The organism is Streptomyces sp. NPDC043867 (genome assembly GCF_056435845.1).
In genome coordinates this window covers 1-23,842 of record NZ_JBWKDS010000034.1, presented here as the reverse complement: position 1 = coordinate 23,842, position 23,842 = coordinate 1, and the positions used below count along the sequence as shown (strand labels likewise).

At 73.9% G+C, this 23,842-nt stretch carries 19 protein-coding genes; 8 read left to right on the top strand and 11 right to left on the bottom strand.

Going from position 1 to position 23,842, the window contains the following annotated elements:
- Positions 1-50: 50 nt before the first annotated feature.
- The 8 genes from AC069T_RS28295 to AC069T_RS28260 all read right to left on the bottom strand — a co-directional run bounded on the left by AC069T_RS28295 (position 51) and on the right by AC069T_RS28260 (position 9,926).
- Positions 51-1,394, bottom strand: coding sequence for an ABC transporter ATP-binding protein (locus tag AC069T_RS28295; protein ID WP_478785437.1), 1,344 nt, complete (start codon positions 1,392-1,394; stop codon positions 51-53).
- A 349-nt stretch (positions 1,395-1,743) separates the two neighbouring features.
- Positions 1,744-2,559 (bottom strand): class F sortase, encoded by an 816-nt coding sequence (locus tag AC069T_RS28290; protein ID WP_478785436.1) that lies wholly within the window; start codon positions 2,557-2,559, stop codon positions 1,744-1,746.
- Complete coding sequence (locus AC069T_RS28285; RefSeq protein WP_478785435.1) at positions 2,546-3,139, bottom strand: hypothetical protein; 594 nt, start codon at positions 3,137-3,139, stop codon at positions 2,546-2,548. Before AC069T_RS28285 ends, AC069T_RS28290 begins: the two co-directional genes overlap by 14 nt.
- Before the next feature lie 106 nt (positions 3,140-3,245).
- Positions 3,246-4,493: an MFS transporter gene (locus tag AC069T_RS28280; protein WP_478785434.1), complete on the bottom strand. Its 1,248-nt coding sequence runs from the start codon at positions 4,491-4,493 to the stop codon at positions 3,246-3,248.
- On the bottom strand, positions 4,493-5,947 hold the full coding sequence (locus AC069T_RS28275) for a CitMHS family transporter (RefSeq protein WP_478785433.1): 1,455 nt from the start codon (positions 5,945-5,947) through the stop codon (positions 4,493-4,495). The genes AC069T_RS28280 and AC069T_RS28275 overlap by 1 nt, the downstream gene beginning before the upstream one ends.
- A 134-nt stretch (positions 5,948-6,081) precedes the next feature.
- Positions 6,082-8,340: a molybdopterin oxidoreductase family protein gene (locus AC069T_RS28270; protein ID WP_478785432.1), complete on the bottom strand. Its 2,259-nt coding sequence runs from the start codon at positions 8,338-8,340 to the stop codon at positions 6,082-6,084.
- Positions 8,341-8,545: 205 nt separating this feature from the next.
- Positions 8,546-9,205 carry a TetR/AcrR family transcriptional regulator gene (locus tag AC069T_RS28265; RefSeq protein WP_478785431.1) on the bottom strand — a complete coding sequence of 220 codons (660 nt, stop codon included), beginning with the start codon at positions 9,203-9,205 and terminating at the stop codon, positions 8,546-8,548.
- Positions 9,206-9,305: 100 nt separating this feature from the next.
- Entirely contained in the window at positions 9,306-9,926 is a 621-nt protein-coding gene (locus AC069T_RS28260) for a nuclear transport factor 2 family protein (protein WP_478785430.1), read from the bottom strand.
- Between the two features lie 216 nt (positions 9,927-10,142).
- On the opposite strand from AC069T_RS28260, the gene hmgA reads away from it, so the two are divergent.
- From hmgA to AC069T_RS28240, 4 genes are all read left to right on the top strand, one after another.
- Positions 10,143-11,495, top strand: a complete 1,353-nt coding sequence (gene hmgA, locus AC069T_RS28255; protein ID WP_478785429.1) for a homogentisate 1,2-dioxygenase — start codon at positions 10,143-10,145, stop codon at positions 11,493-11,495.
- A gap of 49 nt (positions 11,496-11,544) precedes the next feature.
- Entirely contained in the window at positions 11,545-12,294 is a 750-nt protein-coding gene (locus tag AC069T_RS28250; RefSeq protein WP_478785428.1) for a GntR family transcriptional regulator, read from the top strand.
- Positions 12,295-12,343: 49 nt separating this feature from the next.
- Positions 12,344-13,561 (top strand): type ISP restriction/modification enzyme, encoded by a 1,218-nt coding sequence (locus AC069T_RS28245; protein ID WP_478785427.1) that lies wholly within the window; start codon positions 12,344-12,346, stop codon positions 13,559-13,561.
- A 198-nt stretch (positions 13,562-13,759) separates the two neighbouring features.
- Positions 13,760-14,968, top strand: coding sequence for a CaiB/BaiF CoA transferase family protein (locus AC069T_RS28240; RefSeq protein ID WP_478785426.1), 1,209 nt, complete (start codon positions 13,760-13,762; stop codon positions 14,966-14,968).
- A gap of 32 nt (positions 14,969-15,000) precedes the next feature.
- Here AC069T_RS28240 and AC069T_RS28235 read toward each other — a convergent pair whose 3' ends face one another.
- From AC069T_RS28235 to AC069T_RS28225, 3 genes are all read right to left on the bottom strand, one after another.
- Positions 15,001-15,270, bottom strand: a complete 270-nt coding sequence (locus tag AC069T_RS28235) for a hypothetical protein (protein ID WP_476752174.1) — start codon at positions 15,268-15,270, stop codon at positions 15,001-15,003.
- A 115-nt stretch (positions 15,271-15,385) separates the two neighbouring features.
- Positions 15,386-16,186, bottom strand: a complete 801-nt coding sequence (locus tag AC069T_RS28230; protein WP_478785425.1) for an anti-sigma factor — start codon at positions 16,184-16,186, stop codon at positions 15,386-15,388.
- 49 nt (positions 16,187-16,235) lie between these two features.
- Positions 16,236-16,778 (bottom strand): sigma-70 family RNA polymerase sigma factor, encoded by a 543-nt coding sequence (locus tag AC069T_RS28225; RefSeq protein ID WP_478785424.1) that lies wholly within the window; start codon positions 16,776-16,778, stop codon positions 16,236-16,238.
- A gap of 252 nt (positions 16,779-17,030) precedes the next feature.
- On the opposite strand from AC069T_RS28225, the gene AC069T_RS28220 reads away from it, so the two are divergent.
- From AC069T_RS28220 to AC069T_RS28205, 4 genes are all read left to right on the top strand, one after another.
- Positions 17,031-18,560, top strand: a complete 1,530-nt coding sequence (locus AC069T_RS28220; RefSeq protein WP_478785423.1) for a DUF4331 domain-containing protein — start codon at positions 17,031-17,033, stop codon at positions 18,558-18,560.
- A 135-nt stretch (positions 18,561-18,695) separates the two neighbouring features.
- Positions 18,696-20,417 carry a tetratricopeptide repeat protein gene (locus AC069T_RS28215; protein ID WP_478785422.1) on the top strand — a complete coding sequence of 574 codons (1,722 nt, stop codon included), beginning with the start codon at positions 18,696-18,698 and terminating at the stop codon, positions 20,415-20,417.
- The gene (locus tag AC069T_RS28210; RefSeq protein WP_478785421.1) at positions 20,414-22,006 is read left to right on the top strand and encodes a HoxN/HupN/NixA family nickel/cobalt transporter; all 1,593 of its coding nucleotides are present in this window, start codon (positions 20,414-20,416) and stop codon (positions 22,004-22,006) included. Before AC069T_RS28215 ends, AC069T_RS28210 begins: the two co-directional genes overlap by 4 nt.
- 72 nt (positions 22,007-22,078) lie before the next feature.
- Positions 22,079-23,680, top strand: a complete 1,602-nt coding sequence (locus tag AC069T_RS28205) for a serine/threonine-protein kinase (RefSeq protein WP_478785487.1) — start codon at positions 22,079-22,081, stop codon at positions 23,678-23,680.
- Positions 23,681-23,842: the final 162 nt, after the last annotated feature.

Below are 23,842 nucleotides of genomic sequence, written 5' to 3'. Positions count from 1 at the left end.
TTCCGGCCCCCTCTCGGCACCCGCGGGCTCCCGGCTCCCGGTGCCCCGGCTCACTCCTCCAGGTCCGGCAGCCGCGCCGGGGCCGGGCAGATGCGTTCGCCGTGCTGGTCGAAGACGAACAGGTGGGCGAGGTCGACGAGGAGCGGCACCTGCATGCCGTGGCGGAGCTCGATGTCGGGGGTCGTGCGGACGACGAGGTCGCCGGGCAGCCGCCCGGCCGGGGGTGCCGTCTCGACGGGCTCCGGCTCCGCGTCCCCGGGATGCTCCAGCACCACCACCGGTCCCGCCCGCAGCGAACCGGCGCGCTCGCGCAGCCGGTCCAGGACCGTGCCGTCCCGGCGGCGGCGCCGCACCGCACGGGAGGGCCGCGGCGCCTCGAGCTCCGGTACGACGGCGGGCCGTGAGCCGGTGTTGAAGTGGACGAGGACCTCGTGGCCCTGGAACTCGACGTGCTCGACCAGTCCGGTGATCGCCACCTCATCCGAACGCGCCTCGGCGGGCCTGGCGATCCGCACGGCCTCGGAGCGCAGTCCGACGATGACCTCGCGTCCCTGCTGCACCCGGAGCAACTGGTGGTCCAGGGACAGCGGTTCGGGCAGCCGCAGATACTGCCGGCCGAGACTGATCGACATGGCGCCGTCGAGCGGCGCCCGGACGAGCCCGCGCAGCAGGTTGATCCGGGGCGTGCCGATGAAGGCGGCGACGAAGACGTTGGCGGGCAGGGCGTAGACCGTGCGCGGTGTGCCCAGCTGCTGGAGGACTCCGCCGCGCAGCACGGCGACCCGGTCGCCGAGCGACATCGCCTCGGTCTGGTCGTGGGTGACGTAGACCGTGGTGACGCCCAGGTCCCTGGTGAGTTTGGCGATCTCGGCGCGCAGGTGGTTGCGCAGCTTGGCGTCGAGGTTGGACAGCGGTTCGTCCATCAGGAAGGCGGAGGGGTGGCGGGCGATCGCCCTGCCCATGGCGACCCGCTGGCGTTCGCCGCCGGAGAGCTGGCTGGGGAACCGGTCGAGCAGGTCCTCGATGCCGAGCATCCGGGCGGTGGCGTCGACCTGCGGGCGGGGGTCGGTACGGGGGGTCTCGATCCGCAGCGGGAAGCCGATGTTGTCGCGGCTGGTCATGCTCGGATAGAGGGCGAAGTTCTGGAAGACCATCGCCATGTCCCGCCCGGAGGGCGGCAGATCGTTGGCGTACTCGCCGTCCAGCCGGATCTCGCCCTCGGTGGCCTCCTCGAGCCCGGCGATCATGCGCAGGACCGTCGACTTGCCGCAACCGGAGGGGCCGAGCAGGACGAGGAATTCACCGGGGCGGATGTCGAGCGACAGCCGTTCCACCACGCGGACGCCGCGGGTGTACGACTTGCTGACCTGGTGCAGGGAGATGGCGCGTGTCATGGCTGGTGCCCCCGGGGGCTCACAGGGCGCTGGTGCTCCGCGACGGAACGTCCCGTGCGGGTCGTACGGGACGTATGAGTCACGGAAGTTAACGGACCGCACACGCCCAGGGGAAGACGCGCGCCGGATCTGACGGGCCGTTCGGCGTACGAGAAAGCGGACCCTCCGGTTCTCTGCGATCACTGGCCGGTCGGCCGGGCCTCCGGACCGCGTTCCGCCCGGCACGCCAACCGCGTGCCTCCGCGCTCGCGGGCCGGGCGGCAACCGCCCCCGGCCTCGCGGCGGACCGGGCGGCACCCACCCCCCGGCCTCGCGGCGGACCGGCCGGTTCCGGCCGCCGCGCGAGGGGTCAGCGGGTCGCCGTGAGGTGGGCGAAGACCACGACGTTGCTCGCGTACCCGGTCTTCGCGCTGTACGTGCCCCCGCAGGTGATCAGGCGCAGCTCCGGACGCCTGCTCGGGCCGTAGACCTTCCGGTCGGGAAAGCGCGACTTCTCGTACGTCCGTACCTCGTCCACCGTGAAGACGGCGGTCCGCCCGTCCGCGCGGCGGGCCTCGACGACCTTGCCGGGCCGGAGCGCGGCCAGTCCGGCGAAGACGGCGGCGCCGGTCCTGGTGTCGCGGTGGCCGACGACGACGGACGTCCCCGGTTCGCCCGGCGAGGGTCCGCCCGCGTACCAGCCGACCAGTCTGGGGTTGTCCACCGGCGGGGTGGTGAGCTGCCCCCGCCGGTCGAGCCGCAGGTCCATGACCGGCGCGTGCAGGCGGAGATACCTGATGTCGAGCGTGGTCGGCCGGGACCGGGGCAGCGGCCGGGGCGGAGGTGCCGGCCTCGGGGTGAGGGTGCGCCGGGGGGTGGGTGTGGGAGTGGGGGTCCGGGTGCGGGTGGGGGCAGGCCGGGGTGCGGGGGGCCGCCGGGTCTGCCGGGCCGACTGCTCGGGACGAGGCCGGGGCGCGCCGCGCGCGTCCGGGACGGCCGGGGCGGGGCGCGAGGACGCCCCGGCGCCTCCGTGCCCCGCCGCGCCGACGGCAGCCGGTTCAGCGGGCTCGTCGTCCTGAGCACACTGGATGCCGGCCGTCACCAGGACGACGGTGAGGACCGCCGTCCTGGCGAGACGGTACGCGCGCGTCCGGTACCAGGGCCTGCGGCGCCTACGCCGCACCATCGGGGCGACGGCGCAGCAGGCGGAAGTACACGACTCCACCGGCCACGACCAACCCCACGGCCGCGGCACCGGCGAACGGCGAGATCGCGCTGCTCTCGGCGAGACCGCCGCCGCCCGCGTGGACGCCGCCGTGCGGGGCCCTCGACGGGTCGGGGGAGGCGTCGGTCGGGCAGTCGACGTGGAAGACCTTCTCCTTGGGGGTGCCGGTGCCACCCGTCACCGTGAGCTTGTACTGCCCGTCCGGCAGCGCCAGCGGGTCGCTGTGGCCGCCGCCCGACGCGAGCGCGACGGTGCCGTTCAGGGTGGCGCCGCTCGGCGACGGGGGCTGCGACTGGATGATGTAGGTGAGACTCGGGGCCACGTCGAAGTTGGTGGCGTCGAGGTAGAACTCACACACCTTCGGCTCGTCGCGGGGGTCACTGAAGGGCGTGCCCACCTTGTGGATCTTGACGTCGCCGGCGGCACCGGGGACAGCCGGGACGGGGGCGGCGGTGGCGGCCTGCGCTCCGGCCAGGGCGGAGCCCGCGAGGGTCAGCGCCGCGAGGGCGGCGGCACGGCGTGGAAGGGTCGAGGTGGGCATGCGATTCCTCCGAGTCAGACGAGACGATTTTCATACAAATCGCTCTTTCACCTGACTCTCTTTCACATCCGCACGGGCCGACACGGGAGCAGCGCCGGACGGCGCGTCAGATGTCCCTCGCCCGGCCCAGTCCCGCGCCGCGCCTTCGGCGTGTGCGGACCCAATCCGGCGCCGGCTTCCCGGGCGCCCGCAGGGCGATCCCCGACGACAGCAGCAGCAGCGCGCCGAGCATCACGAACGGCGCGGCCGCACCGGTGACTCCCGCGACCAGGCCCGCCGCGGCGGGCGCGGCGACCTGCCCGAGCCGGTTGCCGGTCAGCCGCAGCGCGAGCGCCGTGGAACGCGCGCCGTCCGGGGCCGCCCGGACCACGGTCGTCATGGACAGGGGCTGGCCGACGCCGAGACAGAACCCGAGCGCCACGAGCATCGGCGCGAGCAGCCGGACCGGCACCGGCAGTGCGATGCCCGCGCACAGCACTCCCGCCACCAGACAGGTCGCGGTGAGCAGCGCGGTCCGGCCGAGCAGCCGCAGCATCGGCGTCATCATCAGCCGGCAGGCGATGGTCGCCGCCGCGCGCAGGCTCAGCAGCAGGCCGATCACGGAGGGGGCGATGCCCCGGTGTTCGCCGACGACCGGGAGGTATGCGGTGAGGATGTCCGTCGCGGACAGCACCGCGAGGCTGATGAAGATCCCGGCGGGGACGCCGCGGGCGCCCAGGATGCGCCGTACGGGCACCCGGTCGCCCTGCCCGGTAAGGGACTTGGCCGTCGTACGGGGCTCGACGCGCCACAGCGAGGTGAGGGAGACGGCGGCGACCGCGCCCGCGGCGAGCAGGGCCAGCGCGCTGCTGCCGGCCAGGTCGGGGCCGCCGATCAGGGCGCCGGCGGCGATCGGCCCGGCGAGCTGTCCCAGGGAGGCGCCGATGGTGAAGTGGCCGAAGTCGCGGTCCTGTTCGTGCGGTGCGGACCGCCGGGCGACGATCGACTGGGCGCCGATGACGAAGCAGAGGTGGCCGAGGCCCATGACTCCGCTCCAACCCGCCATCGCGGCGAGCGAGTTCGCCGTACCGCTCAGGGCGCAGCCGCCCGCGATCAGGGCGACGCCGGAGGTCAGCAGGGGCAGGCAGCGGCCGTGGTCGGTGCGGCGGCCCAGCGGTACGGCCGCGAAGAGCGGGAGCAGCGCGTACCCGCCGGCGATCACGCCGACCGCGGTCTCGTCGGCACCCAGGGCGAGAGCCCGGTAGGAGACGGCGGGCCGCGCCATCGACACCGCCCCCTGCGCGAAGGTGAAGGCGATGACGAGGCGCAGCAGCCAACTCCTGCCGGGCTGCCCGGGGTTGGGCGCTCCCGGCATCAGATGATGCCGAAGAGGATCCCGGCCGCGAGTACCACCAGGGAGGTGAGGGCGGCCCACTTGACCACGAAGCGGGTGTGGTCGCCGAACTCGACCTTGGCCATGCCGACGAGGACGTACACGGCGGGCACCAGCGGGCTGGACATGTGCAGCGGCTGGCCGACGATCGAGGCGCGGGCGATCTCCAGGGACGAGACGCCGTGGGCCTGGCCGGCCTCGGCGAGGACCGGGAGGATGCCGAAGTAGAAGCCGTCGTTGGACATGAAGTACGTGAGCGGGATGCTGAGGATGCCGGTCACGAAGGCCATGTGCGGGCCCATCGCGTCGGGGATGTTGCCGACGAGCCAGTCGGCCATGTGGTCGACCATGCCGGTGCCCTGGAGGACGCCGGTGAAGACGGCGGCGGCGAAGACCATGCCGGCGACGTTGAGGACGTTCTCGGCCTGGGCGCCGAGGCGGGCCTTCTGCTCGGGCATCTTCGGGAAGTTGACGGTGAGGGCGAGCGCGGCACCGAGCAGGAACAGCACCGGGATCGGCAGCCACTCCATGATCATGGCGGTGAGCAGGACGACCGTGAGCAGGGCGTTGAACCAGTAGAGCCGGGGGCGCAGGGTGGGCCGGTTCGGGTCGAGGACCTGAAGTCCCTTGTCGTCGTTCTCGTCGGCTCCGTCGCCGGGCCGGCCGGTGTCCGGGCCGGCCCCGGCACCGCCGGACGTCCCCGCCGGACGGGCCGCGTCGCGGGAGCCGCCCGCCGCGACCAGCACCGTCTCCGACTCGTGCTCCCTCTCATGCTCCTGCTCCTGCTCCTTCTCCTCGACGAGCACCTCGTCCAGGCTGAGCACCCCGAGCCGGGTGCGCTCGCGACGGCCGAGGACGTACGCCAGGACGAAGACCCCGAGCAGGCCGACGGCGAGGGCCGGGATCATCGGCACGAAGATGTCGCTCGCGTCGACCTTCAGGGCGGTCGCGGCGCGGGCGGTGGGTCCGCCCCAGGGCAGGGTGTTCATCACGCCGTTGGCCATCGCGGCGACGCCCGTCATCACGACGAGACTCATCTTCAGGCGCTTGTACAGCGGGTACATCGCCGACACCGTGATCATGAAGGTGGTCGAGCCGTCGCCGTCGAGCGAGACGATGGCGGCGAGCACGGCCGTGCCGACCACGATCCGCAGCGGATCCGCCTTGCAGAAGCGCAGGATGCCCCGCACGATCGGGTCGAACAGCCCGACGTCGATCATCACTCCGAAGTAGACGATCGCGAACATCAGCATCGCCGCCGTGGGGGCGAGGCTCGTGACGCCGTCGATGACGTAGTCACCGAGCTTGGCGCCCTTTCCGACGAAGACGCAGAAGAGTGCCGGGATCAGCACGAGCGCCGCGATCGGCGACATCTTCTTCAGCATGATCAGGACCAGGAAGGTCGCGATCATGGCGAAGCCGAGGATGGTCAGCATGGATGGATACCTAACGTTCGCCCTTGAACTCCCACCAGGGCCGGCGGTGCGAGTGACGTTAGGGCGGTCCCGCAGGCGTTAACAAGATGTTGACGTGCGAGCAATAAGCGCAGAACTCCAGGTCACAGCTTTGCTCACGTGGTGGGCGTCAGCTCGACCGCGACGCCGTTGAGGACGGCGGTCCCCGACAGCGGGTCGAGCAGGCTGCCGTCGAGCAGCTGGTTCACGTTGACGCCGGGGTCCTGGGCGGCGTGGCTCGTCCGGGTGCCCGGCCGGTCGTGCCCCCAGCCGTGCGGCAGGCTCACCACACCGCGCCGCACGCCGTCCGTGATCTCGGCGGGGGCGGTGACCTCTCCCCCGGCGCCCCTGACGCGCACGGGCGCACCGTCGGCGATCCCGAGGCGGGCGGCGTCCTCGGGGTGGACGTGCAGGGTGCAGCGGTTCGAACCGCCGGTCAGGGCGGGGACGTTGTGCATCCAGCTGTTGTTGGAGCGCAGATGGCGCCGGCCGACGAGCACCAGTCCCGCCGGGCGCTCGCGCAGCGCGTCCCGCAGCCGCGGCAGATCGCCGGCGATGGGTCCCGGCAGGAGTTCGATCCGGCCGCTGCGGGTCTTCAGCGGCTGCGGCAGACGCGGCCGCAGCGGACCGAGGTCGATGCCGTGCGGGTGGGCGAGCAGCCTCGCCAGGCTCAGTCCGTCGGGCCGGGCGCCGAAGCCGTCGCCGTACGGGCCGAGGCGCAGCATCATGTCCAGGCGCCGCTCGGGACCGTTGTCGCCGGTCAGCTGTGCGGCGAGCTCGCCCGGGTCACGGCCGTGCACGGGCGAGTGCGGGTCGGCGACGGCCTTGCCCAGGGTGCTCTCGACGACCATCGCGTCCACGGCCGAGGGGTCGGCGCCGTGCATGCCGGTCGCGGCGAGCACGAGCCGCGCGAGGATCTCGGTCTCCGCCATGCGGTCCGGCTCCAGCGGGACGGCGGCGCGGGTGTAGCGGACCTGGTTGTGCACGGCGAAGGCGTTGAAGGCGAAGTCGTGGTGCGCGCTCTGCGAGGGCGGGGGCGGCGGCAGGACGACGTGCGCGTGGCGGGAGGTCTCGTTCAGGTAGGGGTCGACGCTGACCATGAAGTCCAGCGCGCCGAGGGCCTTGTCGAGACGGTCGCCGTCCGGCGCGGACAGTACGGGGTTGGCGGCGACGGCGATGACGGCGCGGACCGGGCTGCCCTCGTCCGTGGCGGTGTCGATCTCCTCGGCCAGCGCGGACAGCGGCAGCTCCCCCTTGGCCTCGGGGTGCCGGCTCACCCGGCTGTGCCAGCGGCCGAGCGCGAAGCCGCGGCCGGGTCCGGCGGGCCGGGGTGCGCGGTCGGTGGCGGCCTGGGGGAAGAGGGCACCGCCCGGCCGGTCGAGGTTGCCGGTGAGGATGTTCAGGACGTCGACCAGCCAGCTCGCCAGGGTGCCGTGCGCGACGGTGCAGCTGCCGATGCGGCCGTAGACGGCGGCGCTGGGCGCGGCGGCCAGCTCCCGGGCGAGCGCCCGGATCGTGTCCGCCGGCACGTCGCAGGCCTCGCTCGCGGCCTCGGGCGTGAAGTCCCGCAGCGCGGCGTCGAGTTCGTCGGTTCCCTCGATGTGCGGGGCGAGGTCGCCCAGGTCGGCGAGCTTCTCCTCGAAGAGGACGTGCGCCATGGCGGCGAGGAGCAGGGCGTCGGTGCCGGGCCGGATCGCCACGTGCCGGTCGGCGAGCTTGGCCGTGCGCGTGCGACGCGGGTCGACGACGGTCAGCGTGCCGCCCCGCGCCCGCAGCGCCCTGAGCCTGCCGGGGAAGTCGGGGGCGGTGCACAGACTCCCGTTGGACTCCAGAGGGTTGGCGCCGATGAGCAGCAGATGGGCGGTGCGGTCCAGGTCCGGTACGGGGATGGCAAGGGCGTCGCCGTACAGGAGCCCGCTCGACACGTGCTTGGGCATCTGGTCGACGGTGGAGGCGGTGAAGAGGCTGCGGGTGCCCAGCGCCGAGAGCAGGACGGGCGGGTAGAGGGCCCCGGCCATGGTGTGCACGTTCGGGTTGCCGAGGACGACGCCGACGGCGTGCGGGCCGTGCCGCTCGACGACGGGCCGCAGCCCCGCGGCCACGGCGTCGAAGGCCTCCTCCCAGGTGGCCTCCCGCAGCTCGCCGTCCTCGCGCACGAGGGGGGTGCGCAGCCGGTCGGGGTCGGCGTCGACCGCGCCGAAGGCCGCGCCCTTGGGGCAGATGAACCCCTTGCTGAAGACGTCTTCGCGGTCACCGCGGGCGCCGGTCACCCGGGTGCCCTCGACGGTGAGCGTCAGCCCGCAGGTCGCCTCGCAGAGCGGGCAGATGCGCAGGGCGGTACGGGAGTCTGGGGTGGGGCCGGTGGTGCGGGACACGGGGTCCTCCCGGGTTGCGGCGGCAGCGGTGACGCACGGGCCCTCCGAGCATACCGACCGGTATGCATCTTCGGGAGGGGCCGGCGGGGGTCCGGTCCGAAAACCGCCGGGGCCGGTCCGTCACGGCCGACGGGCCGGTCCGTCACGGCCGACGGGCCGGTCCGTCACCGTCGCGGGGCGGCCCGTCACCGTCGCGGGGCGGCCCTCAGTCCAGGACACGCGACAGATAGGCGCGCAGCAGGACCCGGATCTCCCCGATGACGCGTTCGTCGCCGGCCGGATCGAGGCGGAAGGCGAGGTGGACGAGGGTGTCGGCGGTCTCCACGGCGACCAGGAAGGCGCGGCGCAGGTCCTCGTCGGGCTCGCGGACGAGATAGCCGGAGAGCAGCTCCGTGAGCCGGTCGGCGACCCGCGTGTTGGGCTCGGCGCATCCGGAGCCGACCGGGATCTGGTTGCCGAAGTCGACCAGCGTGAAGCCGGGCGCGGTCCGCTTCATGGCGAGGTACTCGTCGAGCACGGCGTCCATGGCGGCACGCCAGCCTCCCCCACTCTCGCTCCCGCCACCGTCGGTCCGGGCGGCGCCCCCGTCGCCGGCCTCGCCCAGACGCCCCCTCACGCGCTCGACGTAGCGGTCGAGATTGCGCTGGGCGAGGGCGTCGGCCATGGCCCGCTTGTTGCCGAAGAAGCGGTACACCGAACCGATGGGGACACCCGCTCGCTGGGCCACGGCCCGGGTGCTCAGGCCGTCGTAGCCGACCTCGTCGAGGAGGTCGGCGCAGGCGTCGAGGATCCTGGTCAGTCGCTCGGCACTGCGCCGCTGCACGGGCGCGCGGCGCAGCGGGGTCGCTCGGGGCACGCTGTCCATGATGCCTCTCCGCCGGGGTCCGGTGAACCTCGCCCGTCTGTACGCGCACCGGTGCCCCCGCCACTCATCGCGGGCGCCCCGCACCCCGCTGACCGGCCGCTCACCGCGGGCGCCGCGCGCCGGTGTTCCCGCCCTTCGTCGCGGGCACCCCCGCGCCCGTGCCGCCCTCCGCCGCAGGACGCGGCGCCGGTCCCAACGCGCCGCCGTCCGCCGTCGGCGCCGGTGCCGGTCCGGACGCCGTGATGTCCGCCGTGCACTCGACGGGCACACCGTCGACGGCCCACACGGTGCGGTCGTCCGCGTAGAGGCGGGCGGTGAGGTGGTGGGTGCCCCGGGGGACGAGGTCACCGGAGAGGCGGTAGGCGGGGGTACGGAGCCGGGTGAGGATCCGCCCGTCCAGGAGGAGCACGGCGCTGCCGCGGCCGGCCACGGCGACCGCGCGCGTACCGGCGGGCGAGAAGCGGAACTTCCGGACGGTCAGCCGTACGTCCCAGTTGTCGTCGGTGTTCGGCTGCACCTCGATCCCCACACCGGGTGCGTCCTTCTCGTCGATCTCACGGTAGTGCCGTCCCTCCTCGTCCGTGTCGTCCAGCACCTTGCCCACGGGCGAGGCGGGCACTTCGCCCCCGCGCCCGTGCGCGTCACCGGTGCCGCAGCCCGCCGATCCGCCGAGCAACGCGCAGATCGCGAACGCGGCGAGCAGTCCGCGCGTCCACGACATGCCGGGAGATTAGAACAGGACCGCGGGCGGCCGGATCCCCCTCAGGTCGGGTTCTCGAGTCGTTCGCAGGTCGTGGGTCGTACGCGCCCCGGAGCCCGTGCGGGCCGGGAACGCCGTCCGGCCCGGCCGATTCCTTACGCCGGCCGCCGCTGCCCCTTGCGCGGGGAAAAGCCGAATCCTACGGTGATGCATAGGAATAGGAACGAGGGAGCGATCATGAGCGATGCGGGCACCGCCCACGCGAGCGGGTTCGAACGTGAGCGAGCACGGAAGACCGCCGCGGAACCGGCGTATCTCTCCGGATTCGGCAACGAACACAGCTCGGAGGCGGTCCCCGGCGCGCTGCCGCAGGGCCGCAACTCACCGCAGCGCGCACCGCTCGGCCTGTACGCGGAACAGCTGAGCGGCACGGCCTTCACCGAGCCGCGCGCCCACAACCGGCGCTCGTGGCTGTACCGGATCCGGCCCTCGGCCGCGCACCCCGCGTTCACCCGCACCGACAACGGCGCGATCCGCACGGCGCCCTTCGCGGAGACCGTCCCCGACCCCAACCGGCTGCGCTGGAACCCGCTGCCGGAGCCCGCCGAGGGCACCGACTTCCTCGCGGGCCTGTGGACCCTGGGCGGCAACGGCGACGCGGCGCAGCGCACCGGCATGGCCGTGCACCTCTATCACGCCAACTCCTCGATGCAGCGCGTGTTCAGTGACGCCGACGGCGAGCTGCTGATCGTCCCGGAGCGCGGCGGGCTGGTGCTGCGCACCGAGTTCGGGCTGCTGCGCGTGGAGCCCGGCCATGTCGCGCTGATCCCGCGCGGTGTCCGCTTCCGCGCGGAGCTGCCGGACGGCTCGGCGCGCGGCTATGTGTGCGAGAACTACGGGGCGCCCTTCCAGCTTCCCGACCTCGGTCCGATCGGCGCCAACGGACTCGCGAACGCACGCGACTTCCTCGCTCCGGTCGCGGCGTACGAGGACGTGGAGGGGCCGGTGGAGGTGGTGAACAAGTTCTGCGGCAACCTCTGGACGGCGACGTACGACCACTCGCCGCTGGACGTGGTCGCCTGGCACGGCAACCACGTGCCGTACGTCTACGACCTGCGCCGTTTCAATGTGATGGGCACCATCAGCCACGACCACCCGGACCCGTCCATCTTCACGGTGCTGACCTCGCCCACCGACACGGCGGGCCTGGCCAACGTCGACTTCGTGGTCTTCGCGCCGCGCTGGCTGGTGGGCGAGGACACGTTCCGGCCGCCGTACTTCCACCGGAACGTGATGAGCGAGTACATGGGGCTCGTCGAGGGCGCCTACGACGCGAAGGCGGAGGGGTTCGTGCCGGGCGGCGGATCGCTGCACAACATGATGTCGGCGCACGGTCCGGACCGGGAGACCTTCGACCGGGCCAGTGCGGCCGAGTTGCGCCCGCAGAAGGTCGACGACGGCCTCGCCTTCATGTTCGAGACACGCTGGCCGGTGACCGCGACGGCACAGGCGGCCCGTGCGGAGCACCTGCAACGCGGCTACGACGACGTGTGGCAGGGCCTCCAGCGGCACTTCCGTCCCGCCGGCTGACCCTCACCGCCCGTTGCACTGAACGCCCGCGACCGGTACGGATACCCTCGTGACCTCCTTCGCTCCGGACTCGATCGTCCTGAACCGCAAGCTGCCGCTCTGGTATCAGGTGTCGCAGTCCCTGCGCGCCTCGATACTCGGGCGGTCCGCCCAGGACCCGCTGCGGCTGCCCACCGAGGAGCAGCTGGCCGGGCACTACGGGGTGAGTGTGCTCACGATGCGGCAGGCGCTCAAGGAGCTGGAGACCGAGGGGCTGATCACCCGGCACCGCAGGCGGGGCACGTTCATCGAGCCGAGCGCGCACCGGGGCGCTCCCGTGCGGCTGCTCGGCTCGGTGGACGCGATCGTGGCCCAGCAGTCGGGCATGCGGACGGAGCTGCTGGAGTACGGCACGACGCCCGTGTCGGCCGAACTGGCCGAGCACTTCCCGGAACTGGCCGAGGTCACGGCGTACCACCGCCTGCGCAGCGACGAGAAGACCGGTGAGCCGACCAATCACGCCCGCAACTACGTCCGTCCCGAACTCGCGGCGCTCATCGATCCGGAGGACCTGGTCCGCTGGCCCATGACCAAGGTGCTGCGCGATGTGGTGGGCGCGCGCATCAGCCGGATCACCGACACCGTCGAGGCCCGGCTCGCGGACCCGGAGACGGCGCGGCTGCTGCGGGTGCCGCTGCTGAGCCCGATCCTGCACTACACCGGCATCGTCCACGGGGAGGACGGGCGCGCCCTGGACGTGGCCCGCATCCACTACCGGGGGGACCGTTTCTCCTTCACGGTCACCCTCGACGCCCACTGACCGCCCGGCCCGTTCGTACGCGGCCGGCGCCCGGGGCCCACGCCGTACGATGCGGTGCGTGACGCACGACGACGCTCCGCTGCTCGCGGACCTCATGCCGTGGTCGGTCGCACCCGTGCGGCCGGGCCGGGGGTGGCCGACGGCGCCCGACCCCGCGTCCCTGAAGGCCCGGTGGAACGCCCTGCTGAAGGCCGAAGGGCCGCACCGCGAGGCGCTGTTCGGGCCCACGCGCTCGCGCACACTGCACTCGGCGGTCGCCCAGTTGCCGGGGCAGTCCAGCGGGACGGGACGGCTGGCGCGCGAGTCGGGTCCCTGCCCGGAGCCGGTGCGGGTGCTCAGCGGTCCCTTCGACGAGCAGTGGCTGATACCGGACCACCGGCTGATCGACGCGGCCCGCCCCGAGCTGTGGCGGGTGGCCGACGAGCGGCAGATGTTCGCGGTCGAGCAGCCCGTCGTGCCCGGGTCGTCGGGCCCGGCTCTGCTGGTCTCCTCCGTGCTGCCGGTGAGCGCCGGCCGCGGCGGCCGGGTCCGCCCCCTGTACCGCCGTCCCGGCGGTCGCGAACCGAACCTGGCGCCCGGCCTGCTGGAGCACCTGGGCGCCCGCCTCGGCCGCTCCCCCGTGCCCGTCGACGTCCTCGCCTGGACGGTGGCGGCGTCCCGGCCCGGCCGGGAAGGCTGCACGGTGCCCCTCACCGGCGATGCCGATGTGTTTGCGCGCGGTGTGGAGCTGGGGCGCCGGATGCTGTGGCTGATGCGGCGCGACGGCGAGCGCCCGAGGCTCCCCGGCGGCCGCCGGCCGTACGTCCGTGCGCCGCTCCCGGCGCTCCCCCTCGCCCGGGTCCGCGCGAGTGCCGGGGCTCCCGTCCTCGACCTGCGCTACGACCGCGACGAGGAGGTTCTGCACGTCGACGAGGGCCGCATCTCGCCCGTGCCGCCGGGGGCCTGGGACTTCGAGGCGGGCGGTGTACGCGTGCTGGAGCGGTGGTTCACGGAGCGGACGCGACCGCCGGAGCCGGGCACCCTGGAGGCGATCCGGCCCGCCGCCTGGCCCCCGGCGTGGACGTCCGAGCTGCTGGAGCTGGTCACGGTGCTGGCGCTGCTCGCGGAACTGCGGCCGCAGCTGGCCGAGTTGACGGTGGAGTCGCCGGTCACCCGGACCGAGCTGCGCGAGGCGGGCGTGTTCCCCGTACCGGAGACGGCACGCAGGCCCGCGACCGTCCTGGACCACCACGAGGAGGGCCCCGACGGGCAGTTCGCCCTGGTCTAGGACACCTCACCTGGCGGGGTCCCGCCGCTCGCGGCCCGCCTTCCGCCGGTGCGCGACCGGCGGACGGTGCCCCGGGCGCACGCGGCGGGCGACCCGGCCCGCAGCGGCCGCCGGACGCCGGTGCGCGCCCCCGCCCGGCCGGCCGCTGAGCACCGCCCCGGCGGCGTCCGCGCATGACAAAGGCGTCACGTACGGGACATGATCCAGCGCATGCAGCCACTTCCCCTGCCTCTGGAAGGCATCACCGTCGTCGCCGTGGAGCAGGCGGTCTCCGCCCCCTTCGCCACCCGCCAGCTGGCCGACCTCGGCGCCCGGGTCGTCAAGGTCGAGCGGATCGACGGCGGGGACTTCGCCCGCGGCTACGACACCGCGGCGGCCGGACTCGCCTCGCACTTCGTGTGGTGCAACCGGGGAAAGGAGTCCATCGCCCTCGACCTGAAGGACCCGCGGGGCCTCGCGGTGGTACGGCGGCTGGTCGAGGGCGCTGACGTCTTCGTGCAAAACCTCGCCCAGGGCGCGGCGGCCAGGCTCGGCCTGGACGCGGCCACACTGTGCGCGGCCCACCCCCGGCTGATCGCCGTGGACATCTCCGGCTACGGGGCGTCGGGGCCGTACGCGGACAAGCGGGCCTACGACATGCTCGTGCAGTGCGAGGCAGGTCTCGTGTCGGTCACCGGGACCCCCGGGCAGCCGGTGAAGGCGGGGATCCCGGCCGCCGACATCGCGGCGGCCATGTACGCCTTCTCCGGGGTGCTGGCGGCACTGGTCCGGCGCGGCACGACGGGACGCGGGGGCCCGGTCGAGGTGTCGATGCTGGACGCGCTGGCCGAGTGGATGGGCCACCCGCTGCACCACGCGATGCACGGCGGCACTCCCCCGGCGCGCACCGGCCTCGCGCACGCCGTCATCGCCCCGTACGACGCCTATCCGACGGCGGACGGGAGCCGGGTCCTGCTGTCGGTGCAGAACGACCGGGAGTGGCGCCGGCTCGCCGAACAGGTGCTGGAAAAGCAGGAGTTGGGCACCGACCCGGCGTACGCGACGAACGCGGCGCGGGTCACGAACCGGGAGCGCACGGACGCGCTCGTCGGCGGGGCGCTGGCCGTGCTGACGGCGGACGAGGCGGTCGCCCGGCTGGAGGAGGCGGGCATCGCGTGCGCACGCCTGCGGGACGTACGGGAGGTGGCGGAGCATCCGCAGCTGGCGGCCAGGGACCGGTGGCGGGAAGTGGATTCACCGGTGGGGCCGTTGCGGGCGCTGCTGCCGCCGGTCGGCCTGCCGGGCGGAGGCGAGGCGCGGATGGGAGCCGTACCCGCGCTCGGGCAGCACACCGAGACGCTGCTGCGTGCCGTGGGGATGACGGACGATGAGATCGCAGCACTGCGCCGGGACGGGGTGACGGCCTGAGCGCGGGTCGGGGACTGCCTGACCCGCGCCGCTCAGCGGCCGCCGAACAGCGAACGGCTGAGCCGCCTCAGCGGGGCGAAGAGCGAGACCCGCCTCACTCGCGCACCCATGCCGCTGCGGTCGTGCGCGGTGTCACGCGCGGTCAGCTCACGCATCAGCAACGTGGCCTCGGCCGCCTCGCGCTGCGGGACGGCAGGGCCACCCAGCACCGCGAGATGACGGTCGAGGCGCGAGCTGGTCGCGCTGCTCCCGCACGTGATCGCAGGGACTCGAGCCCTGCTGCGCACTGTTATCTGTTCCATGTCACTCCCCACCCATACGAGGGCACCCGGCCCGGGCAGGCTAACCCTATCGCTCCCTCGTGGCACTCGTGTATCGCGGGCACAGGATTCACCTACCCCGTAAGGGCGTTGACGATTACTCTCCGAATCCAACAGATTCCAGGGCGAGTTGGACAACCGGTGCGGTAGTGGGCCGCGGTGAACCACCGTCCGGTTCGACAGTCACCGCGAGTGAGGACGCCGTGGAGTCGAGACCGCCGGCGACCAGGGGCGTGTCGGCTTGCAGCAGCCCGAGGGAGCGTGGCTGCACGCCAGGGCGCATGAGCCACAGTTGATGCACGCGTCCTCTGGAGGGCGCACCGAGACCGCTCACGGTGACGACCGCGCGCCGCTGCGAGGCCGACGCGACGACACCGATACCGCGTCCCCGGCCGTCCCGGTCACCGGTCGCCCGGGCGTCGGGCGCCGCGAGAACGTGCGCGATCTCACGTGCCCGGGCGCGCTCCTGGTCCAGCTTGTCCTCGGTCTGCGTCGCCTGGACCGCGAAGAGCGACGCGACGACGAGGGCCGCGGCGGCCGTGGCGGTGGCGAGCGGGGCCAGCAGCGGGCGGAAGCGGGGAGTGCGCGCGCGGGCGGGGCGACGGGCCGCGCGGGCGCGAGGCGGTGCGGTGTCCGCGTACGCGCCCGGCGGCTCCTGCGGAGTCGTCCGTACGGCGGCGAGGACCCGGTCCCGCAGGGCGGGCGGCGCCGGGGCCGCCGTGGACCAGGCGAGCCGGACGGCGTCCTCGGTCAGCGCCCGCACCTCCTCGGCGCAGCGGTCGCAGCGGTGCAGATGGCGTTCGAAGCGCCGGCGCTCGTCGGGTTCGAGCGCGTCCAGCGCGTACGGCGCGGCGAGCGAGTGCAGGTCACAGGGGAGCAGCCGGCCCAGGAGGCTCATGCGGCGCCTCCCGGGCGGGCCACGGCGTCGCCCGCGGATGTCAGGGTGATCATGCGGCACCTCCCAGGCAGTCGCGCAGCCGGGAAAGCCCGTCACGCATGCGGGTCTTGACGGTCCCGAGCGGCACAGAGAGCCGTTCGGCGACCTCACGGTAGGTGTAGCCGTCGTAGTAGGCGAGGGTGACGGACTGGCGTTGCAGGGCGGTGAGCCGGTCCAGGCAGCGGCGCACCCACTCGCGTTCGAGTCCCGCCTCGACCTCCTCGGCCACCTGGTCGAAGGCGGGCCGGTGCAGCCGCCGCCCCTCGCGCTGTTCGCGCTCGGTGGCGGCGCGGGCGCTGCGCACCCGGTCGACCGCGCGCCGGTGCGCGAGGGTGAGGATCCACGACAGGGCGCTGCCCCGGCGCGGGTCGAACCGCCCGGCCGAGCGCCAGAGTTCGAGCAGCACCTCCTGGGCCACCTCCTCCGACTGGGCCGGGTCCCGCACCACCCGGCGCACCAGCCCGAACACCGGCCCGGACACCAGTCCGTACAGCTCCTCGAATGCCCTCTGATCACCCCCGGCCACGAGTACCAGAAGTTCGTCCGTCTCCACCCGTCCCCCTCTCCGGCCGTGTACCGGCCGACAGTTCACGGACCCGTGCGCGGCGAGCGCGCTTCCGGATGGGTTACGGATCGGCGCACCGAAAACGCGGGTCCGCCGCCGGCGAAACGGACGCAACACGTGCGGGCCTCGCTGAAACGACCGGCGTCAGCCCACGTAAGAACGTTTGGGATTCGACCAATCCACCCCGGCGACCGCTCCGAATGGCGTGCGTCAGGCAAGTTGGACTTGAGGACGGACGGCATGACACCTATCTCCAGGATCGGCGTGGGACGCAGGAGTTGCACGGCCCTCGTCTGTGGCGCGCTGGCTGCCGGGGGGCTCACAGCCGCCGGTGCGACCGTGCTGGAACCGGGGGCGGCCGCCGCCTCCAGCCACCGGGAGGCTCCGCTGATCTCGGGGCAGCCCCAGTACGACAACACGGACGTGTACGCGTTCGTGAGCCCGGACAAGCCCGACACGACGACGATCGTGGCGAACTGGATCCCCTTCGAGGAGCCGGCCGGCGGCCCGAACTTCTTCACGTTCGCCGAGGACGCCCAGTACGACCTCCACATCGACAGCGACGGTGACGCGCAGGGCGATCTGGTCTACCGCTACACCTTCAGGACGCATCGCAAGAACGGCGACACGTTCCTCTACAACACGGGTCCGGTCACCAGCCTCGACGATCCCGACCTGAACATCACGCAGACGTACGACATCGACCTGCTGCGGCTGCGGGACCAGAAGCTGGTCTCCCGGACGAAGGTCGCCGACGACATACCGGTGGCGCCGTCGAACGTCGGCAAGGCGTCCATGCCGGACTACCGCAAGCTGCGCGACCAGGCGGTGTACAAGCTCGCGAGCGGGTCCACCACCTTCGCCGGGCAGGCCGACGACCCGTTCTTCCTCGACCTGCGCGTCTTCGACCTGCTCTACGGCGGCGACCTGTCCGAGGTCGGCCGGGACACGCTCAAGGGCTACAACGTCAACTCCATCGCCCTCCAGGTGCCCACCGAGATGATCCAGGAGTCGGCCGACCAGCCGGTCGTCGGCATCTGGTCCACCACGCAGCGCAAGGACGCCCGCGGCGGCTACACCCAGGTCTCGCGCCTCGGCATGCCGCTGGTCAACGAGGTCGTCAACCCGCAGAAGGACAAGGACAAGTTCAACGCGTCCGATCCGTACGACGACGGCGACTTCCTGAAGAACGTGACGAACCCGGAGCTGCCGAAGCTCATCGAGGGCATCTACAAGATCAAGGCCCCGGCGGAGCCCAGGAACGACCTGGTCGACGTGTTCCTGAAGGGTGTCGAGGGTCTCAACCAGCCGCCGCACGTGCGCGCCGCGGAGGAGCTGCGGCTCAACACCTCGATCAAGCCGGCCGCGCATCCCAAGCGGCTGGGTGTCCTCGACGGCGACAACGCGGGCTTCCCGAACGGGCGCCGGCTCGGCGACGACGTGATCGACGCCGCGCTCCAGGTCGTCGAGGGTGAACTGGTCGGCTCCAAGAACGACCTGGGCGACGCGGTCGACAAGAACGACAAGAAGTTCGGCCACTCCTTCCCGTATCTGGCCCAGCCGACCTCGGGTTCGCGCGGGGCGACCGCGAAGGGCAGCGGCAACAGCGTGCGCAACCAGCTGGACGGCGGGCTGGTTCCCGCCGGCGCGGACGGCGGTACGGACACCGTGCTGATCGCCGGTTCCGCGGCGGCCGGGGCGGCCGGCTTCCTGCTCCTCGGCACCGGCGTGCTGTGGTGGCGCCGGCGGATGCACAACCGGGCGTACTGACCCGGCACACCGCCGGGCCCACGGGCCCGGCCCACTGACCGGCGCGGCCCGCACGCACTCGTCCCCCCACGGTGCGGGCCGCGTCGCCCCAACCCCGACCACGACCGTTGCGGCCACGGATTTCTAGGAGAGGGCATGTCCCCGGGTACGAACGAGAGCGCGCCGCCGGGCGCCGGCACCGGCTCCGCCGGCCTCCCCGCGAGCGGCGGCACCGGCGACGACCCCCCGGGCAGGGAATCCGGCGGCGCCGCCCGTGCGGGTGGCTCGGCGTACGGTGTCGCAGTCGGCTCCGCGCATGCCGACGGTGACTCCGACGGCCCCGCGTGCGCGGGTGACGACGGCAGCTCGGCGGACGGTGACTCCGAGAGCCCGGCTGCGCACGCCGGTCACGTCGACGGCCCGGCGGACGGTGACTCCGGCGGTTCCGCGCGTGCCTGCGCACCGGCAAGCCCGGCGGACGTCGGAGCGGGCGTGTCCGTGGAGGTGCCGGACGATCAGGTGGCGGCTGCACGGCGGAGATCCACCACGGGACGGCGGTGGCGGGCGGCGCAGCTCGCCGGCTGCGTCGTCGCGCTGGCCGTGGCACTCACCGCCGGGGGCGTGGTCCTCGGCGCCCGCGACGGCGGCCCGGCGCCCGTCGCCGCCGCACCCGGCACCGGCGCCTCGCCGCAGCTGCTCGCGAGCGCAGGACTGGACGCGACCGTCCGCTCGTTGCAGGCCCATCTCCGCGCCCAGCCACGGGACTTCGGGTCCTGGGCGACGCTGGGACTCGCGTACGTGGAGCAGGCCCGCACCAAGGGCGACCCCGGGCGCTACCCGCAGGCGGAACGGGCGCTGAACCGCTCCCTGCGGCTGCGCCCCGACAACGACCCGGCGCTCGCGGGCCGCGCCGCCCTCGCCGCCGCCCGGCACCGGTTCCCCGAGGCACTGAAGTACGCCGACCGGGCGCTGGCCCGGAATCCCTACAGCGAGCGCGCGCTGTCCTCCCGGATCGACGCGCTGGTCGAACTCGGCCGCTACGACGAGGCGTCGAAGGCCGCCGACCTGGCCGACTCCCGGCGCCCGGGGGTGCCGGTGTTCACGCGCTACGCGTACGTGCACGAGCTGCGCGGCGACGTGAAGACCGCCCGCCGGGTCCTCGAACAGGCCCTGGCCACGTCGACGTCACGCGGTGACGTGGCGTACGTGGCCACGGCGCTGGGCCAACTCCACTGGAACCAGGGCCGGTACGGGACGGCGCTGACCTGCTACGCCCGGGCGCTGGCCGCCGACGACGCGTATCTCCCGGCGCTGGAGGGCCGGGCCCGTGCCCAGGCGGCCCGGGGTGACAGCGCGCAGGCCATCCGCGGCATGGAGGACGTCGTGTCCCGCTCGCCGCTGCCCCAGTCCCTGGTCGTGCTCGGCGAGCTGTACGAGGCGCGGGGCAGGAGGGGCGACGCCCGCAGGGCCCGCGACCAGTACGCCCTCGTCGACGCCTGGACCGCGCTGGCCCGCGCCAACGGGGTCAACGCCGACCTGGACACGGCCCTCGCCGCCGCCGACCACGGGGACCGCGCCGCCGCGCTCACGGCGGCCCGCGCCGAATGGGCCCGCCGGCACACGGTGCACACCGCGGACGCCCTCGCCTGGGCCCTGCACGTCAACGGCCGTGACGGGGAGGCGCTTGCGTACGCCCGCCGTGCCACCGCGACCGGCTACCGCAACGCCGCGTTCCTCCACCACCGCGGCACCATCGAGCGCGCCACCGGCCGCTCCGAGGCGGCCAGGGCCTCCCTGACCCGCGCGCTCGACCTCAACCCCGGCTTCTCGCCGCTCGGCGCCCGCGCGGCCCGGGCGGCCCTGAAGGAGGCGGAATGAGGTCCCGTACGGCACTTCGGCGCGCGTTCGCCTCCGGTGCGGCCGTCCTCGTCTCGTCCGTCGCGCTCGTGCTGGTCCCCTCGGGGACCGCGAGCGCGCACCCGCTCGGGAACTTCACGGTCAACCGCTACGACGGCCTCGTGGCCGCCCCCGGCCTGCTGCGGATCGACCACGTCGAGGATCTCGCGGAGATCCCCGCGACCCAGGCCGAGCCGGACGTCAGGCGGCTGGGCAGGGCGACCTGGGCCCGGCAGCGGTGCGCGACGGCGGCCCGGGACAGCCGCGTCACGGTCGGCGGGCGCGACGTCCCGCTCACCGTCGGCACGAGCGACGCACGGGTGCGGCCGGGACAGGCGGGACTCGACACCCTGCGCGTGGAGTGCAGGCTGACGGCCCCCCTCCCGGACCGCGCCGCCGCCGTACGCTTCCGCGCCGCCGTCGGCTCGGGCCCCGGCTGGCGCGAGGTCACCGCGCGGGGCGACCGCACGACGCTGACCCGGTCCGACGTCCCCACCACGTCCGTGTCCAAGCGGCTGACCGGCTACCCGGAGCGGCTGCTGTCGTCCCCGGCCGACACCGCGTCCGCATCGCTGCGGGTCCGCCTGGGCGGCCCGGCGCTCGCCCGGGACGACCGGGACGCGCCCGCCGCCTCGGTGCTGCCACGTGGCGCCGACCGCTGGACCCGGGCCCTCGACGGACTCGTCGCCCGGCACGACCTCACGCTCGGCTTCGCGGCCCTCGCCCTGCTGGTCTCCGTCGCCCTCGGGGCGATGCACGCCCTGGCGCCGGGACACGGCAAGACACTGATGGCCGCGACCGCCGCCGCCCGCGGGCGGGCCACCCTCCGCGACGTCCTGCCCCTGGCCGCCTCGGTGACGGTCACGCACACCCTGGGCGTGGTCGCCCTCGGTCTGCTCATCACCGCGGGCTCGGCCGCCGCGCCCTCCGTGATCGCCTGGCTGGGCGTCACGAGCGGCCTCCTGGTGACCCTCGCGGGCGCCTCCCTCGTACGCCGGGCCTGGCGGAACCGCACACCCGCGTCCGCACACGGTCACGCACACCGGCACGAGCACGGGCACGGGCACGGGCACGCACACGAGCCCGGACACGGACACGAGCACGCCGGGTCGGAGCACCGGCACCGTCACGACCACACCCACGACCACTCCCCCGGGGCCGGGCACACGCACGCCTCCGGGGTCGAGCACTCCCACGGCGGCTCCACGCACAGCCACCCCACCGCGCCGACCCTGCGCGGCACGATCCTGCTCGGCTTCGCCGGCGGGCTGGTGCCCAGTCCGTCCGCCGTCGTCGTCCTGGTGGGCGCCGCGGCGCTGGGACAGGCCTGGTTCGGCTTCCTGCTCGTCCTGGCGTACGGCGCCGGGCTCGCCCTCACGCTCACCGCGGCCGGGTTCGCCGTGGTCCGGCTCGGCGGCGGGATGGCACGGCTGCTGGCGCGGCGCCCGCGGTGGACCGCCGGACCGTTGGCGGCCCTGATGCGCAGGGCGGCGCCGCTCGGCTCGGCGTGCGTCGTGGTGGCCCTCGGAGCCGGACTGGTGTTCAAGGGGGCGGCATCCGCACTCGGTTGAGCTACTTTTGGGGAGGAATCGCGCGGATGCGAAGGGGGGACGCCCGTGTCCGAGGGTCCGAGCGGTGAACGGATGATCGCGGGCCGGTACCGTCTGCTGTCCCCTCTGGGCGAGGGAGGCATGGGCACCGTCTGGCGGGCCCGCGACGAGGTGCTGCACCGCGAGGTCGCCGTCAAGGAGGTGCGCGCGCCCGCCGGGATCCCGCCGAGCGACGTCGAGCGGATGTACGCGCGTCTGGAGCGGGAGGCGTGGGCGGCCGCCCGGGTCGCGAACCGCAACGTGGTGACCGTCTACGACGTGGCCACGCAGGACGGCCGCCCGTGGATCGTCATGGAGCTGATCCGCGGTGTCGCCCTGTCCGACCTGCTGGACGCGGAGGGCCCGCTCTCCCCGCGGCGCGCCGCGCACATCGGCGCCGAGGTGCTGTCCGCCCTGCGCGCCGCCCACGCGGCCGGGGTCCTGCACCGCGACGTCAAACCGGGAAACGTCCTGCTGTCGAACGACGGGCGGGTCGTCCTCACCGACTTCGGCATCGCGACCGTCGAGGGCAGCTCCGCGCTGACCATGACCGGTGAGGTGATCGGTTCGCCCGAATTCCTCGCACCCGAACGGGCGCTCGGCCGCACCCCCGGGCCTGAGTCCGACCTGTGGTCCCTCGGCGTGCTCCTGTACGCGGCGGTCGAGGGCAACTCGCCCTTCCGGCACGAGACTCCGCTGAGCACCCTGCGCGCCGTCGTCGACGAGGAACTGCCGCCGCCGCACCGGGCCGGGCCCCTGGCCCCGGTCATCGAGGGCCTGCTGCGCAAGGACCCGGCGGACCGCACCCCCGCCGAGCGGGCCGAGGAGGACCTGCGTCTGATCGGCGCGGGCGGAACTCCCCTGACGGGTTCGTCGCCGACGCCCCGCAGTCCGACGGTCGTGGCCTTCCCCCACGAGGCCCCGACGCCGCCCCGGCCCGTTCCCGCCCACGCGTCCGGGCCCGCGACGGCGGAGACGGCCGGCCCGGCACGGCCCGACCGCGGTCGCCGGGCCGCCTTCGCCGTGATCGCCGGCCTGGCCGCGCTGGCACTGGCCCTGGCCGGCCTGGTGTACACGCTGGTGAACCGCGACGGCGGGGGCGGGGGTGACAGCGGCGGCTCGGCCGCCTCGAGCGGCGGCACCAGCGGTTCCGGCGGGGGCGACGAGCAGAGCGGGGACGGAGGCAGCGGGAACGGCAGCGGCGGTGACGACGGCACGACCGGCAGGAGTCCCTCCGGCACGTCCCCGAGCGCCCGGCACTCGACCCGTCCGCCCGCCCAGTCCGTGACGGTGAGTGTCACCGGCACGCACACCGACTACTCCGGGCCCTGCCCCCCGCCCGCGGGCCAGGCGCCGGCGTTCACGGCGACGTTCACGGTGGGCGTCGTACCGGTGGAGGTCGACTACCGCTGGGTGACGAAGAAGGGCGAGGTGTCCGACTCCGGCTGGAAGACCCTCTCGTTCCCCGCGGACGGCGGGAGGACGAGGCAGAAGTCGGTCGTGGTGACGACGTACGACGCGGAGGGGACGTACGAGAACGCGATCAGTGTGGAGGTCCGCGGCCCGGTGCACACGACGTCCGGCTGGGTGCCGTTCTCGGTGACGTGCGAGACGGAGACCCCGACCGGCGGGGCCTCCTCGTCCGCCTCTCCCTAGGGCCTGTCGTTTGGATCAGGCTGGCTATGACCGACGGTTCGTCCTGACCGGCCCGAGCGGGGTCTGACGCGTACAGCTGCAAGGCGGAGGAGGGAGTCGACGCGGAGCGTCGGCGACCGACGACAACGCCGCAGATGTGCGTGCCAGACCCCGCGACGCCGG